Consider the following 13076-nt stretch of genomic DNA (forward strand, 5'->3'; position numbering starts at 1 on the left):
CCGGCGCGGCGGTCGTGGCGCCGGCCGGTATCGGCCGGGCGGGCTCGTCCGGGCCGTCGCCGGGAGCGTCGTCCGGGGCGGTTTCCGGGGCGGTTTCCGGGGCTGCGGACTTCGCCCGCCGCGCGAGGATCCACCGCAGCAGGGGACGCAGCGGCTCGCCCGCCACCGTCGCCAGCACCAGGTAGAGCACGCACGCCAGCCACAGGAAGCCGGGCCAGGCCAGCGTCTGCTGGAGCCAGAACGGGGCGCCGGCCCGCCCGGCGACGAACGCCCCGACGGTCACCGCCCAGCCGCCGGCGATCACCACGGCGCCGGTCCGGCGCACGGCGCCGGGGCCCCGGGTGGTGTCCCGGAAGAGGCGTCGCCACAGGTACCAGTTGGCCGTCACCAGGACGGCCAGCACCAGCACGGCGACGAGGACGAAGACGATGACCACGGTGCGGAGTTCCCGTTCTTCCCGTTGTTCCTATGTGCTCGACGTTCCGGGCGGTGCCGTTGTTCCCGTCACCGTGTCCGCCGTCCCGTCACGGCTCCCGTGAGGTCCGGCTCAGTGCGCGCACCCCGCGCAACCCGATGACCCCGATGACCGTCCCCAATACGAAGGAGACGACGGCGAGCAGCAGGTGCACCCAGAAGTACGCGGTCGGGTCGCCGTCCTCGAACGCGAGCCCGCTGCCGTCCTTGGCCAGGTTCTTGACGAAAGTGATCCAGATGACCCAGCTCCACACCCCGAAGGCGAGCAGGAACCAGGACACGGGGCGGCTGAGCTTCACGACAGCAGACCTTTCCTCACAACGCCGGGCAGCCGCAGCCGGCCGGGACTCCGGGACCCGTCCCCAGGACGGGCACACCCGTCCAGTATCGCCACCGGCTGTCCGGATCCTTGCGCGGGGTGGGACCCGGGTGGGGACGTCACCGGCCGCGGCAGGTACGTTTCCGACCGTGTCCGCACCCCAGAAGACCGCCGTACGTTCGCTGTTGGTCACGTCCGCCGTCCTGCTGTCCACCGCCCTGACCGCACCCGGCGCGGTCGCGGCCCCGTCGCCGTCCACGAGCCCGTCGGCCACGCCCCCGGCGAAGATGTCGGCGGTGGGCGGGCCCCGCCTCGGGCAGCCGGGCACCCAGGTGAACCTGGCGGGCGGCGTCCCGGTGCTGCCGAAGGGTCTGTCGGCCCGGTCCTGGATCGTCGCCGACGCCGAGTCCGGGGAGGTGCTGGCCGCGCACAACGCGCACTGGCGGCTGGCCCCGGCGAGCACCCTGAAGATGCTGTTCGCCGACACGCTGCTGCCGAAGTGGCCCCGCTCCGAGAAGCACACGGTGGTCCCCTCCGACCTGGCCGGTGTCGGTTCCGGCTCCAGCATGGTCGGGATAAAGGAGGACGAGACCTACACCGTCCACGACCTGTGGCTGGGTGTCTTCCTGCGCTCCGGCAACGACGCGGTGCACGTGCTGTCCGCCATGAACGGCGGCGTGGAGAACACCGTCCGGCAGATGAACGAGCACGCCGAGGAGCTCCAGGCCCTCGACACCCACGCGGTGAGCCCGGACGGCTACGACGCCCCGGGCCAGGTCTCGTCCGCCTACGACCTGACCCTGATCGCCCGGTCGGGGCTGCAGAAGAAGGACTTCCGGGAGTACTGCTCGACGGTCCGCGCGAAGTTCCCCGGTGAGACGAAGAAGAACAAGAAGGGCAAGAAGGTCCGGGGCAGCTTCGAGATCCAGAACACCAACCGGCTCCTCGCCGGCGCCTCCGACGTCCCCGTCTACCAGGGCATCGCGGGCGTGAAGAACGGCAACACCACCAACGCGGGCGCCACCTTCACCGGGGTCGCGGAGCGGGACGGCAGGGTGCTGCTCGTCACCGTGATGAACCCGGAGAAGGACGAGAGCAACGAGGTCTACAAGGAGACCGCGAAGCTGTTCGACTGGGGTTTCAAGGCGGCCGGGAAGGTCGAGCCGGTGGGCGAACTGGTCCCGCCGAGGAGCGCGGTGAAGGGCGCGGGCCGGCCGGGCGCCTCCGCCTCCCCGGGTGAGGCGGGCGGGGCCGCGGACGGCGTCGGCGCGGGGTCGAAGCCGGTGGCGAGCGCGCCGGCGGGCGGCTCCGGCGGCATGGGCGTCGCCCTCGGCATCACCGGCGGGGTGCTGGTGCTGCTGGCCGGCGGGGTGTTCCTGGTCAACCGCCGGTGGCCGCTGCCGGATCTGGTGCGCCGCCGTTCGCGTCCGTGACGGGCGCCGCGCCGTCCGGCCCGGCCTCCTCGCTCGGCGTCGCCGTCCAGGCGGCGCAGAACAGGACGAGTTTCGACGTGAAGTTGATCCACAGCAGCAGGGCCACCGGGACGCCGAACGCGCCGTACATGCTCTTCGCGGCCACGCCCTGCATGTAGCCGCTGAGCAGCAGCTTCAGCAGTTCGAAGCCGACCGCGCCGGTGAGCGCGGCGACCAGCAGGCGGTGCCGGGCGGGCTCCACCCCGGGCAGCAGGGTGAGGACGTAGAGCAGCAGCAGGAAGTCGGCACCCACGGCCACGGCGAAGGCGGCGGCCCGCAGCACGGCGCCGCCCCAGCCGCCCTCCGCCAGCCCGATCGCGTCGCTGATCCGGCCGACCAGGGCGGACGCGACGGTGGAGGCGACCAGGGTGATCAGCAGCGCCCCGCCGAGTCCGACGAGGATGCCCGCGTCCTTGCCCTTGCGCCAGAGCGGGTTCTCCTCCTCGTCCGGCAGCTCCCACACCGCGCGCAGGCACGCGCGCATGGACCCGGCCCAGCTGATGCCGGTGAACAGCAGCACGGCGCCGGCGATGAGGCCGATGGCGCCCGCGTTCTGCACCAGGCTCTCGATGTCGAGCTGCTCGGAGATGCCGGGCACCTGGTCGGCGATCTTCTGCTGGAGGGTGGTCTGCTGCTCGGCGCTGAGGGTGGCGGCGCCGATCGCGGCGGCCACGGTGAGCAGCGGGAACAGCGCCACGAAGCTGGTGAAGGTCATCGCCGCCGCCAGCCGCGTCCAGTGCACGCGGTCCAGCCGTTCGTACGAGCGCCACGCGTGGGTGCGGCTCAGCCGCGCCACCCACGGCCCCACCAGCGGGAGTTTCTTCAGCCAGTCCATGAAGCGACTCTGCCCCGGTTCTGCCGGACCAAAGTGCCGCACACCCCGGACGTCCCGCGGCCGGGTCGGGTCCGGGCCACCTCCGGCGCAATGAAGTGACATACCACTAATCGCCCATACCGGGGATGGTCGTGATGTTCCTCACGGGGTCGCATATATAGGGGCGATACGGTCATCGGCATGCCTGCCCACACCGTTCCCGCCAGGGGAGGGGGCCGCACCGCCCCCGCCGCCGCCCGGCCGGCGCCCCCGCGGACCACGCACCCCGAGGAGCTGTCGTGAAGGTCGCCTCCGGTCCGCCCCGGTCCGTGCTCGTCCTCGGCGGCACCTCCGAGATCGCGCTCGCCGTCGTCCGGCGGCTGATCGCCCGCCGCACCCGCACCGTGTGGCTGGCGGGCCGCCCCTCCCCCGCCCTGGACGCCGCCGCGGACCATCTGCGCGGACTCGGCGCCGAGGTCCGCACCGTCGCGTTCGACGCGCTGGACCCGGCCTCCCACGAGAGCGCGCTCGGCAAGGTGTTCGCCGAGGGCGACATCGACCTGGTGCTGATGGCCTTCGGCACCCTGGGCGACCAGGCCCACGACGAGCGGGACCCGCTGGCCGCGGTACGGGTGGCGCAGACCAACTACACCGGCGCGGTCTCCTCCGGACTGGTCTGCGCGAGCGCCCTGCAGTCACAGGGACACGGCTCCCTGGTGGTGCTGTCCTCCGTCGCGGCCGAACGCGCCCGCCGCGCGGACTTCATCTACGGCTCCAGCAAGGCGGGCCTGGACACCTTCACCCAGGGCCTGGGCGACGCGCTGTACGGCACGGGCGTGCACGTCATGGTGGTCCGGCCCGGATTCGTGCGCACCCGCGCGACCGCCGGCCTGCCCGGACCGGCGCCGGCCACCACGCCGGAGGCCGTCGCCACGGCCGTCGAACTGGGCCTGCGGCGCGGCGCGGAGACGGTGTGGGTGCCCGGCGTCCTCCGCCTGGTCTCGGCGGCCCTGCGGCACCTGCCGCGCGCGCTGTACCGGCGGCTGCACGTCTGACGGCGCGGCGCCGCGCGGCCGGGGCGCGGGGCGGGGGCGGGGTCAGCAGGCGGAGACGGACCCCCGGTCGACGTGGCCGGCCTGCGGCGGCACGACCAGCGACCCGAAGGGGAACTCGCGCAGCTTGCGCCACACCCCGTCGGCGCCCTGCTCGTAGAGGGCGAACCCGGTGCACGGCCACTCGGCCTCGTAACCGGACAGCTCCTCGAAGGCCCGGTCCATGGCCGCTTCCTCGATGCCGTGCGCCACGGTGACGTGCGGGTGGTAGGGGAACTGCAGCTCCCGGGCGACCGGACCGGAGGCGTCCCGGATCCGCCCCTGAAGCCAGGCGCAGGCCTCCGCGCCCTCCACCACCTTCACGAACACCACCGGCGACAGCGGCCGGAAGGTGCCGGTGCCCGACAGCCGCATGGGGAACGGGCGGCCGCTCGCGGCGACCTCGCTCAGGTGCGCCTCGACGGCCGGGACGATCGCGGCGTCGACCTCCGTCGGCGGCAGCAGCGTGACATGCGTGGGGATACCGTGAGCCGCGGCGTCGCCGAAGCCCGCGCGCAGCTGCTGAAGCCGGCTGCCGTGAGGCTCCGGGACCGCGATCGACACGCCGATCGTTACGGTCCCCACGTCGTCTCCTGTCGTTGTGGTGGTGAAGCTCCGGTGAGCTCCGGGTGACCGTCGTGACGGTCACCCGGATATCGACTGTACGACTCCGGCCCGGCCGCGGGCAGGCGCAGCCGGAGTGATGTGCAGCGCTGTGCGGTGGTACGGATCGGAGCCCGGGGCGTGTTCAGTGCGCCGGCTCCGCGCCGCCCCGGACGCCCGGATCAGTGCTTGGCGGACACGAAACCGACCCGCTCGTAGGCGAGGGCCAGGGTCTCCGCGGCGACGGCGCGAGCCTTCTCCGCGCCCTTGGCCAGGATCGCGTCGAGGCTCTCGGGGTCGTCCAGGTACTGCTGGGTGCGCTCCCGGAAGGGGGTCACGAAGTCGACCATGACCTCGGCCAGGTCCGTCTTCAGCGCGCCGTAGCCCTTTCCGGTGTACTGCTCCTCCAGTTCGGCGACGCCCGTCCCGGTGAGGGTCGAGAGGATCGTCAGGAGGTTGCTCACCCCGGGCTTGTCCTCGACGTCGTAGCGGATCACGGTGTCGGTGTCGGTGACCGCGCTGCGGACCTTCTTCGCGGTGGCCTTCGGCTCGTCGAGCAGGTTGATGAGGCCCTTCGGCGTGGACGCCGACTTGCTCATCTTGACCGTCGGGTCCTGCAGGTCGTAGATCTTCGCCGTCTCCTTGAGGATGTGCGCCCTGGGGAGGGTGAAGGTGGGGCCGAACCGGCCGTTGAAGCGCTCGGCGAGGTCGCGGGTCAGCTCGATGTGCTGGCGCTGGTCCTCACCGACCGGCACCTCGTCGGCGTGGTACAGCAGGATGTCGGCGACCTGGAGGACCGGGTAGGTGAACAGGCCCACGGAGGCGCGGTCGCTGCCCTGCCGGGCGGCCTTGTCCTTGAACTGGGTCATGCGGGCCGCCTCGCCGAAGCCGGTGAGGCAGTTCATCACCCAGGCGAGCTGTGCGTGCTCGGCCACATGGCTCTGGACGAAGAGCGTGCACCGGTCCGGGTCGAGCCCCGCGGCCAGCAGCTGGGCGGCGGCCAGGCGGGTGTTCGCCTGCAGCTCCTTCGGGTCCTGCGGGATCGTGATCGCGTGCAGGTCGACGACCGAGTAGAACGCGTCGTGGGTCTCCTGCAGGGCCACCCACTGGCGGACGGCGCCGAGGTAGTTGCCGAGGTGGAAGGAGCCCGCCGTGGGCTGGATTCCGGAGAAAACACGGGGTCGGTCAGTCGCCATGGGGCCCATTCTCTCAGGTCCCGGGAGGCCCTCCGGAACCGACCGGAAACAGGTGGGAACCGATCCCGGCCCGGCGGTGTAACAAAGGTGTGAGGACGCGGGAGGGGGGCCGCACCGTCGATGAGGCCGCGGTGATCGCCCGCGTGCGCGCCGGAGAGCCGGAGGCGTACGCGGAGCTGGTGCGCGCCCACACGGGCATCGCGCTCAGGGCGGCCGCCGCGCTCGGGGCGGGGCCGGACGCGGAGGACGTGGTCCAGCAGGCCTTCGTGAAGGCGTACTGCTCGCTGGGCCGGTTCCGCGACGACATGCCGTTCCGGCCGTGGCTGCTGTCGATCGTGGCGAACGAGACGCGGAACACCGTGCGTGCCGCGGCGCGCCGCCACCGGCTGGCCGACCGGGAGGCGGCCCTGACGGAGGCGGACCCGCTGATACCGGATGCGGCGGACCCCGCGGTGGCGACGCTCGAGACGGAGCGCCGCGCGGTGCTGGCCGCCGCCCTGGAGAAACTGAGCGAGGAACACCGGCTGGTCGTGACGTACCGCTATCTGCTGGAGATGGACGAGCGGGAGACCGCCCAGGCCCTCGGCTGGCCCCGGGGCACGGTCAAGTCGCGGCTGAACCGCGCCCTGCGCAAGCTGGAGCGCCTGCTGCCGGACTTCCGGCCCGGGATCTCCCCGGACACCGGGCCGCACCCCGGGCCCCGGGTGCCCCGGCAGACCGGGGAAGGGGGTGGGCGGGCATGAGCGGGCCGAGCCCCGACGAGGCCGCCCGGCTGCGGGAGGAGCTGCGCGCCTTCGGCCGGTCCCTGGACGGGCCGGGCGGGACCGCGTCCCCCGAGTCCATGGCCGAGCGCGTGCTGGAACGGATACTGGCCGAGGGCGCGCCGGTCCCGGCGGCGCCGGCCGGGGGCGTCCGGACACGGCTGCGGGCGGTGCGGCAGTGGGCGCGGCTGCGGTGGCGGTCGCTGGTCGCCGCCCTGTGCGGGCTGCTGACGGTGCTCGTCCTGACGCCCCCGGTGCGGGCGACGGTGTCCGACTGGTTCGCCTTCGGCGGCGTCGAGGTGCGCCACGACCCCTCGGCGGTGCCCTCGCCGGGTGCGCGGGTGCCGGGCTGCGGACCGTCGGTCACGCTGGGGCGGGCCGAGCAGCGGGCCGGGTTCCCGCCGCTGGTGCCCGGGGCGCTCGGCACACCGGAGGCGGTCACGCTGACCGGGCTGCCGCGCGGCCGGTCCCTGGTGAGCCTGTGCTGGCGCGAGGAGGGCCGCACCATCCGGCTGGACCAGTTCCCGGGCCGCCTGGACCCGACGTTCGTGAAACTGGTCGCCGAGCAGCCGGAGTGGCTGACCCCGAGCGGGGGCGGCGCCGGGGAGTCCGGCCCGCTGCTGTGGTTCGCCCGGCCGCACCGGCTGACGCTCCGGCTGGTGGACGCGGACGGCCACCGCTTCGCCGGCAGGCAGCGCACGGCCGGGCCGACCCTGCTGTGGACCGTCGGCGGCGGCAGCGCCGAGGGGGCCGGTGCGGCGCCGGACGGGGTGACGCTGCGCCTGGAGGGGGTCGCGTCGAAGGCGCGGGCACTGGAGATCGCGCGGTCGCTGGAGGCCGCGCGGTCCCTGGAGCCGGGCGGGGCGGGGGACGGCGCGGGGGACGGGGCGGGGGACGACTGAGCGCTCGGGGCCCGGCCCGGGCTCGCCAGCTCTGCAGCTCTGCAGCTCTGTGGCTCTGTTGCTCTGTAGCTCTGTAGCTCGCGGATTCTCGTCGCGGCTCGGTGGGAACCCCGGCGGCCCGGGCGGTGTACCAGAAGTGACAGGCGGCCCGTGGGCGGGCCGCACGGGGATCGGCCGGCCGAGTGGGGGTCCGGATGCGCGAGTGGTGGAAGGGCGGGTTCCGACGACTGACGTCGGGGCTCGGGGTGGTGACGGTGTGTGCGGCGCTGCTGATGTGGGGTGCGTCGCCCGCGGCCGCCGGCGGGCCGACGAGCGTGCTGCTCGTCTCACCGCCGAGCGGGGAGTCCGCGGCGCTGACCCACACCGACAAGGAGTACGCCGAGCTGGAGAAGCTGCTGGGCCCGCCGGAGCGGGGCGTCAGGGACATGCCCCGGGAGGCCGGTGTCACAGCCCTGTTGATCAACGTCACCTGGATGCTGCACGACGTGTCGCCGTGGCGGGTGGACCGGGTCTTCCCCGCGGAGGACGGCGACGTGGTGTGGATCCACACGGAGCAGAGGTTCACGGAGGAGCCGACCACCGGTGTGTGGCGGCGTGCCGCCCGTCCGGGTCCGCTGCGCGCGCTGCTGAAGGAGCTGGGGCTGATGGGCCCGGCGTCCGAGGCGGGCACCAACTCCGCGATCTACCCGGTGCCCTGGGAGGCGGAGGCGGAGGCGGAGGCCGGCCGCTCGGGCTCGGACGACGGCGCCTCCGGCACGGAGTCCGACGGCTCCGCCGCCTCCGCGCAGGCCCCGCCGCGGGCGGCGGCCGGTGGCACCGGCTGGTGGTGGGCGATACCGGGAGCGGCGACGGGGGCCGTGCTCGCCCTGCTGCTGCGCCCGTACGTGACGCGGCTGCCGTTCCCACGGCGGCGGCCGGGCGGCCGGGGAGGTGAGCCGGGGCCGCGGCAGGAGCTGCTCGACCTGTGAGTCCGGGGTGCGGCCCGCCACGGGGGTGCGGGCCGCCGCCGGATGCCGGGAAGGGCGGGCGCGGTGCCCGCCCCCGCGGCCTCAGCCGAGGTCGACCTCGGGGTACAGCGGGAAGCCCGCCACGAGGTCGGTGGCGCGCTGGGAGATCTCGTCGGCGACCTTCGGGTCCAGGACGTGCTGGGCCTTGGAGGGGGCGCCCTTGCTGGTGGTGCCGGCCTCGGTGGCCGTGAGGACGCGGTCGATGAGACCGGCGACCTCGTCCATCTCGCCGGTGCCCAGGCCGCGCGTGGTCAGCGCGGGGGTGCCGATGCGGATGCCGGAGGTGTACCAGGCGCCGTTGGGGTCGGCCGGGATGGCGTTGCGGTTGGTGACGATGCCCGAGTCGAGCAGGGCGGCCTCGGCCTGACGGCCGGTGAGGCCGTAGGAGGTGGCGACGTCGATCAGGTTGAGGTGGTTGTCGGTGCCGCCGGTGACCAGGGTGGCGCCGCGGCGCGTCAGCCCCTCGGCGAGGGCGCGGGAGTTGTCCACGATGCGCTGGGCGTAGTCCTGGAAGTCGGGGCGGCGGGCCTCGGCCAGGGCGACCGCCTTGGCGGCCATCACGTGCGGGAGGGGGCCGCCGAGGACCATCGGGCAGCCGCGGTCCACCTGGTCCTTGAGCGAGTCGTCGCACAGGACCATGCCGCCGCGCGGGCCGCGCAGCGACTTGTGGGTGGTGGTGGTGACGATCTGCGCGTGCGGGACCGGGTCGAAGTCACCGGTGAGGACCTTGCCGGCGACGAGACCGGCGAAGTGCGCCATGTCGACCATCAGCGTGGCGCCGACCTCGTCGGCGATCTCCCGCATCTTCCGGAAGTTCACCAGCCGGGGGTAGGCGGAGTAGCCGGCCACGATGATGAGCGGCTTGAACTCGCGGGCGGTGGCGCGCACCCCCTCGTAGTCGAGCAGCCCGGTGGCGGGGTCGGTGCCGTAGGACCGCTGGTCGAACATCTTGCCGGAGATGTTCGGGCGGAAGCCGTGGGTGAGGTGGCCGCCGGCGTCCAGGGACATGCCGAGCATGCGCTGGTTGCCGAACGCCTGGCGCAGCTCGGCCCAGTCGGCGTCGGAGAGGTCGTTGATCTGGCGGACGCCGGTCTTCTTCAGGAAGGGCGCCTCGACGCGGTCGGCGAGCACCGCCCAGAAGGCGACGAGGTTGGCGTCGATGCCGGAGTGCGGCTGGACGTAGGCGTGGCGGGCGCCGAAGAGTTCCTTGGCGTGCTCGGCGGCCAGCGACTCGACGGTGTCGACGTTGCGGCAGCCGGCGTAGAAGCGGCGGCCGACGGTGCCCTCGGCGTACTTGTCGCTGAACCAGTTGCCCATCGCCAGGAGAGTGGCCGGGGAGGCGTAGTTCTCGGAGGCGATCAGCTTGAGCATCTCGCGCTGGTCGGCGACCTCCTGGCCGATCGCGTCGGCCACGCGCGGCTCGACGGAGCGGATCACGTCGAGGGCGGAGCGGAAGGCGGTGGAAGCGGTGGAGAGGGGCTCGGCAGACATGGGGACCTCCGGACGTGGCGTTCGGCGTTCACGGTGCGGCCCAGGCGCACGGCACGGTGCCGGTCCCGGTGGTGCACGGGCCCGGGGGTCGCTTCCCGATGGTTGCTCCATCCCAGCACGCCAGTCACGACCCGAGGTCAGCGTACCGGGCGGCACCCGGTGCCGTGGCCGGGCGTCCACGATGCGGGAGCCCAGGCCGCGGCCCGTGGAGCGGGCCGCGAAGCCGCTCGGCCCCGCTCCGGGTGTCGTGGACGTCCCGGGCGGGGCCGAGCCGTGACCTGCGTGCTGCCGGGGGTGCTGGAGGGCTACAGGATCACGTGCGGCAGGAAGCGCGCGTACTCGTCGGTGATCAGGCCGGCGGATTCGCGGATGCCGAGTCCGGCGGCCTCGTTCTCGACGACCCAGGTCCCGAGGACGACGTGGTTGCCGTCGAAGTCGGGCAGGGGCGCGAGCTCCTGGTAGCAGCAGCGTTCGTCGCGGACGGCGGGCGCCTCGCCCGGCCGGTGGACGGTCACCCCGGCGCCCTCGCGGCCCAGCAGCGGCTTGGCGACGTACCCGGTGGTGCGGGCCAGCTCGCGGGGGCCGTCGAGGTAGGAGGCGAGGAGGTTGGGGTGGCCGGGGTGCAGCTCCCAGAGGATGGCGAGCAGGGCCTTGTTGCTCAGCAGCATCTTCCAGGCCGGCTCGATCCACAGGGTGCTGCCGGTGCCGCCGCCGTTGTCGAGGGTCTCCAGGACGTGGTCGGCGAAGCGGTCGGTGGTGAGCCACTCCCACGGGTACAGCTTGAAGATGCTGCGGATGAAGCGCAGCCGCTTGTCCACGAAGCGGCCGGCGATGCGGTCCCAGCCGATCTCCTCCACGGAGATCCAGTCGGTCTCCAGCCCGGCCTGCTCGGCGGTCTCCTTGAGATAGGCGACGGTCATGAGGTCCTCGCCGATCTCGTCGGCCGACGAGTGGGCGAAGTAGAGGGGGGAGCCGGGCGGCAGCAGCGCGGCCTGCCTCTTCCAGGCGTCGACGAGGCGTTCGTGGAGGGAGTTCCACTGGTCGGCGCCGGGGAACCGTTCCTCCATCCAGAACCACTGCGGGGAGGCGGCCTCCACCAGTGAGGTGGGCGTGTCGGCGTTGTACTCCAGCAGCTTGGCCGGTCCGGTGCCGTCGTAGCGCAGGTCGAAGCGGCCGTAGAGGGAGGGCAGTTCGTCGCGCCGCTGCCACGCCTCGGTGACCGCGCGGACCACGCGCGGGTCGGTGATGCCGAGGTCGGCGAAGCGGTCCTCGGTGACGATGTGCTCGGCGGCCTCCAGGCACATGCGGTGCAGTTCCTCGACGACCTCCTCCAGCGCCTCGACCTCGTCCAGCGTGAAGACGTAGTGGGCGCTCTCGTCCCAGTAGGGGACCCAGGCGTCGTCGGGCACGGGCTGCCCGGCGTCGCGGGCGGCCTCGTGCTCGGCGGGCAGGGTGAGCGGGTAGATGAGCCCCTGTTCCTCGACGGTCTGCTGCCAGCCGGGGCGGGGTGTGAGGGTGCGGCGTTCCACGGTCGGGTCCTTCGTCCGCCGGGCCGCTCAGCCGCCCCCGCCGCCGGAGCAGCCGAAGCCGCCCCGGTCGACGGCCGCGCTGCGGCTGAAGGTGCCGTTGTCGGCGTAGCCGCGGCTGACGTCGGCGTCGTAGTACCAATCGGCGTCGCCGCCGCGGTTCTTGCGGTTCTTCCCGGCGGTCCCGGAGGACCCGCCGGAGGACGACTTGCAGTTCTTGTCGGCGACGACCCTGTAGCCCTTCAGGTAGTCGTAGCTGTCGCGGTCCACGCAGCGCCGGTCGGGGTCGGATCCGCACGCGGACAGCGCCGCCGCCAGAACCCCCATCCCGCCGAGTACCACCGTGCTGGACCGCAGTCGCCGTCGCGTTTCCGCCATGTCGGCCAATCCCCCTTGTATGCGTGTGTCCACGGCCGGGCATCCGCTCCCCGGCTCGCGGCGGACAGCCTAGAGACTCGTGCGACGGCGTGTGCCGCAGGGCCCTTCCGCGGCTCTGGCTCTACTGTCGTTTTGTGTTCTTTGGCATGGTGTGCGCCCTTGGTGCGGCGGTCTGTTACGGCACGGCGACGGTGCTGCAGGCCGTCGCCGCCCGCGCGGCGGCGGACACGGACCCCGGCGGCGACGTGATGCTGCTCCTGCGGGCCCTGCGGCAGTGGCGCTACATCGCCGGACTGGCCCTGGACGGGCTGGGGTTCGGGCTGCAGATCGTCGCCCTGCGGGCGGTGCCCATCTACGCGGTCGGCGCGGCTCTCGCGGCCAGTCTGGCGGTGACCGCGGTCGTGGCGGCGCTGCTCCTGGGGGTGCGGCTGAAGCGCGCCGAGTGGACGGCGGTGGCGGTGGTGTGCGCGGGGCTCGCGATGCTCGGGCTGGCCTCCGGGGCCGAGGGGGACCTGGCGGGGCCGGGCTGGCTGGGCTGGGCGATGCTCGGCACGGGGGCCGCGGTGCTGCTGCTCGGCGCGGCGGGCGGACGGTTGCCGGAACGGGCCCGGGCGGGCGTCCTCGGTCTCGGGGCCGGGCTCGGCTTCGGCGTGGTGGAGGTGTCGGTCCGCCTGATCGACGACGTCTCGCTGCCCTCCCTGTTCGCCAACCCGGCCTCGTACGCGCTGGTGCTGGGGGGCGGCGCCGCGTTCCTGCTGCTGACCTCGGCGTTGCAGCGCGGCTCGGTGACCGCCGCCACGGCCGGGCTCGTCCTCGGGGAGACGGTCGGTCCGGCGCTGGCGGGCGTGGTCTGGCTGGGCGACCGCACCCGCCCCGGGTGGGGCTGGCTCGCGGTGCTCGGTTTCGCCGTGGCGGTGGTGGGCGCGCTGGCGCTCAGCCGCTTCGGGGAGGCACCGGAGGAGGCCGGGGCCGCCGCACGGGAGGCCGGCTGAGGGCCCGCCGGGACCGGCTCGGGGACGGACCGGCTCGGGGACGGACCGGC

General features: G+C 73.7%; 13 protein-coding genes, 1 pseudogene and 1 riboswitch. Of the genes and pseudogenes, 6 read left to right on the top strand and 8 right to left on the bottom strand.

What is annotated here, in order from left to right; translation table 11 throughout:
- Both G3I53_RS11715 and G3I53_RS33835 read right to left on the bottom strand, forming a co-directional pair.
- Positions 1 to 436, bottom strand: a pseudogene (locus tag G3I53_RS11715) (metallophosphoesterase); the annotation flags it as partial.
- An 88-nt stretch (positions 437 to 524) separates the two neighbouring features.
- Entirely contained in the window at positions 525 to 773 is a 249-nt protein-coding gene (locus G3I53_RS33835; protein ID WP_318653109.1) for a hypothetical protein, read from the bottom strand.
- Between the two features lie 169 nt (positions 774 to 942).
- Here G3I53_RS33835 and G3I53_RS11720 point away from each other — a divergent pair, with 169 nt between their 5' ends.
- Positions 943 to 2226 carry a D-alanyl-D-alanine carboxypeptidase gene (locus G3I53_RS11720; protein WP_343240604.1) on the top strand — a complete coding sequence of 428 codons (1284 nt, stop codon included), beginning with the start codon at positions 943 to 945 and terminating at the stop codon, positions 2224 to 2226.
- Here G3I53_RS11720 and G3I53_RS11725 read toward each other — a convergent pair.
- Complete coding sequence (locus G3I53_RS11725) at positions 2174 to 3100, bottom strand: YihY/virulence factor BrkB family protein (RefSeq protein ID WP_164333743.1); 927 nt, start codon at positions 3098 to 3100, stop codon at positions 2174 to 2176. The two genes, G3I53_RS11720 and G3I53_RS11725, sit on opposite strands and share 53 nt — an antisense overlap.
- Before the next feature lie 278 nt (positions 3101 to 3378).
- Here G3I53_RS11725 and G3I53_RS11730 point away from each other — a divergent pair, with 278 nt between their 5' ends.
- On the top strand, positions 3379 to 4134 hold the full coding sequence (locus G3I53_RS11730) for a decaprenylphospho-beta-D-erythro-pentofuranosid-2-ulose 2-reductase (protein WP_164438309.1): 756 nt from the start codon (positions 3379 to 3381) through the stop codon (positions 4132 to 4134).
- Positions 4135 to 4176: 42 nt separating this feature from the next.
- On the opposite strand, the gene G3I53_RS11735 is transcribed toward G3I53_RS11730, so the two are convergent.
- Together G3I53_RS11735 and trpS are read right to left on the bottom strand one after the other, a co-directional pair.
- Positions 4177 to 4755, bottom strand: a complete 579-nt coding sequence (locus G3I53_RS11735; RefSeq protein WP_164333236.1) for a 2'-5' RNA ligase family protein — start codon at positions 4753 to 4755, stop codon at positions 4177 to 4179.
- Positions 4756 to 4955: 200 nt separating this feature from the next.
- The gene (trpS, locus tag G3I53_RS11740) at positions 4956 to 5969 is read right to left on the bottom strand and encodes a tryptophan--tRNA ligase (protein WP_164333235.1); all 1014 of its coding nucleotides are present in this window, start codon (positions 5967 to 5969) and stop codon (positions 4956 to 4958) included.
- A gap of 131 nt (positions 5970 to 6100) precedes the next feature.
- Here trpS and G3I53_RS11745 point away from each other — a divergent pair, with 131 nt between their 5' ends.
- The 3 genes from G3I53_RS11745 (at position 6101) to G3I53_RS11755 (ending at position 8600) form a co-directional block, all read left to right on the top strand.
- Positions 6101 to 6712 carry a sigma-70 family RNA polymerase sigma factor gene (locus G3I53_RS11745; RefSeq protein ID WP_164333234.1) on the top strand — a complete coding sequence of 204 codons (612 nt, stop codon included), beginning with the start codon at positions 6101 to 6103 and terminating at the stop codon, positions 6710 to 6712.
- Positions 6709 to 7632: a hypothetical protein gene (locus G3I53_RS11750; RefSeq protein WP_164438310.1), complete on the top strand. Its 924-nt coding sequence runs from the start codon at positions 6709 to 6711 to the stop codon at positions 7630 to 7632. Before G3I53_RS11745 ends, G3I53_RS11750 begins: the two co-directional genes overlap by 4 nt.
- Positions 7633 to 7826: 194 nt before the next feature.
- Positions 7827 to 8600 carry a hypothetical protein gene (locus G3I53_RS11755; protein ID WP_203616939.1) on the top strand — a complete coding sequence of 258 codons (774 nt, stop codon included), beginning with the start codon at positions 7827 to 7829 and terminating at the stop codon, positions 8598 to 8600.
- A gap of 81 nt (positions 8601 to 8681) precedes the next feature.
- Here the strand turns inward: G3I53_RS11755 and G3I53_RS11760 are convergent, their stop codons facing one another.
- The 3 genes from G3I53_RS11760 to G3I53_RS11770 all read right to left on the bottom strand — a co-directional run bounded on the left by G3I53_RS11760 (position 8682) and on the right by G3I53_RS11770 (position 12034).
- A complete protein-coding gene (locus G3I53_RS11760) occupies positions 8682 to 10130 on the bottom strand; it encodes a glycine hydroxymethyltransferase (RefSeq protein WP_164338700.1) in 1449 nt (482 codons plus the stop codon).
- Positions 10131 to 10161: 31 nt separating this feature from the next.
- A riboswitch (ZMP/ZTP riboswitch) is annotated at positions 10162 to 10268 on the bottom strand.
- A 167-nt stretch (positions 10269 to 10435) separates the two neighbouring features.
- Positions 10436 to 11659, bottom strand: coding sequence for a glutathionylspermidine synthase family protein (locus G3I53_RS11765; RefSeq protein WP_164338699.1), 1224 nt, complete (start codon positions 11657 to 11659; stop codon positions 10436 to 10438).
- Between the two features lie 27 nt (positions 11660 to 11686).
- Complete coding sequence (locus G3I53_RS11770; protein WP_164338698.1) at positions 11687 to 12034, bottom strand: hypothetical protein; 348 nt, start codon at positions 12032 to 12034, stop codon at positions 11687 to 11689.
- Positions 12035 to 12180: 146 nt separating this feature from the next.
- On the opposite strand from G3I53_RS11770, the gene G3I53_RS11775 reads away from it, so the two are divergent.
- Positions 12181 to 13026 carry a hypothetical protein gene (locus G3I53_RS11775; protein ID WP_164438312.1) on the top strand — a complete coding sequence of 282 codons (846 nt, stop codon included), beginning with the start codon at positions 12181 to 12183 and terminating at the stop codon, positions 13024 to 13026.
- Positions 13027 to 13076 lie beyond the last annotated feature (50 nt).

Source organism: Streptomyces sp. SID14436, from assembly GCF_010548465.1.
GTDB lineage: Bacteria > Actinomycetota > Actinomycetes > Streptomycetales > Streptomycetaceae > Streptomyces.

What these genes read in the sequence shown, in the direction of transcription:
- G3I53_RS11725 (WP_164333743.1), bottom strand. Translation starts at nt 3,100, where the DNA reads ATGGACTGGCTGAAGAAACTCCCGCTGGTGGGGCCGTGGGTGGCGCGG.
- trpS (WP_164333235.1), bottom strand. Translation starts at nt 5,969, where the DNA reads ATGGCGACTGACCGACCCCGTGTTTTCTCCGGAATCCAGCCCACGGCG.
- G3I53_RS11750 (WP_164438310.1), top strand. Translation starts at nt 6,709, where the DNA reads ATGAGCGGGCCGAGCCCCGACGAGGCCGCCCGGCTGCGGGAGGAGCTG.
- G3I53_RS11755 (WP_203616939.1), top strand. Translation starts at nt 7,827, where the DNA reads ATGCGCGAGTGGTGGAAGGGCGGGTTCCGACGACTGACGTCGGGGCTC.
- G3I53_RS11760 (WP_164338700.1), bottom strand. Translation starts at nt 10,130, where the DNA reads ATGTCTGCCGAGCCCCTCTCCACCGCTTCCACCGCCTTCCGCTCCGCC.
- G3I53_RS11770 (WP_164338698.1), bottom strand. Translation starts at nt 12,034, where the DNA reads ATGGCGGAAACGCGACGGCGACTGCGGTCCAGCACGGTGGTACTCGGC.
- G3I53_RS11775 (WP_164438312.1), top strand. Translation starts at nt 12,181, where the DNA reads ATGGTGTGCGCCCTTGGTGCGGCGGTCTGTTACGGCACGGCGACGGTG.